Source organism: Bartonella sp. AA83SXKL, assembly GCF_042196965.1.
Taxonomy (GTDB): Bacteria; Pseudomonadota; Alphaproteobacteria; order Rhizobiales; family Rhizobiaceae; genus Bartonella.
Window position 1 is genome coordinate 1 of the sequence record NZ_JBHIRG010000147.1, and the last position, 796, is coordinate 796.

Here is a 796-nt window from a genome sequence, read left to right on the forward strand (position 1 = left end):
TTGAAACGCGCCCCGTTAATGTGAGTGTAATTTATGGGATCAAGACATGAGGAGTTGAAATGTCATTAAAACCGTTTGCGATATCAGAGATTAGCGACCCGTCTCAAGTACGGGTCGTTTTGTATTCTGGGGGAGGTTTTGTACATGCGCCGCTTACTGGCGTTTTTGATTTACTGAAAGCCGCTTTGAAAACAGAGCTTGATGGTTCACTGAAAGATTTAGAGAAGCGCTTAGAGACCTTAAGAGAAGAGTTTGAAGATTTGAAAGAGTGTTCATTAGACGAAGTGCTCTGAATGATGTGAGGACGAAAACAGATGAAGATACCCGATCATGAACATGAATATTTGATACCTGTTGCAACGAAAGAGGAAATCAGAGAAGGGACTTCTCAAGACAGCGTTGTTGTTCCGAAGCTTTTAGGGACGGCCTCTTTGTATTCGTATGAAACCTTTGCGCCGTTAGAGCAGGTTGTTAATGCAAGGAAAGAAGCAGAAAAAGCCATGGCGCGTGCGAATGGCGCGCAACAGGTTGCAGAAGAGGCGAAAAAAGTATCGGAAAGAGCGCTTAGCGAAGTTACCAAAACGGGTGAAGCGGTTACAGCAGTAACGACAACGGCTAATCGTGCAAAAGATACAGCGGATACAGCCAAGGGATTAGCCGAAGAAGCCAAGGGTGCCTCTGAAGCCGCCAAGCAAATGGCAGAAGAGGCGAAGGCAGGATTTGATAGAGCTACAGGGGAAATAAGTAGTACGAAAGGTTCATTGGCTACGGCATTGCAAAGTTTTGTAGAGGTCAA

1 protein-coding gene and 1 pseudogene are annotated in these 796 nt (G+C 45.4%); both read left to right on the plus strand.

Annotated elements, in window-relative coordinates:
• The first annotated feature begins 59 nt into the window (after positions 1-59).
• A complete protein-coding gene (locus ACFINO_RS10225; RefSeq protein ID WP_375611072.1) occupies positions 60-293 on the plus strand; it encodes a hypothetical protein in 234 nt (77 codons plus the stop codon).
• 21 nt (positions 294-314) lie between these two features.
• A pseudogene (locus tag ACFINO_RS10230) lies at positions 315-796 on the plus strand (hypothetical protein); the annotation flags it as partial.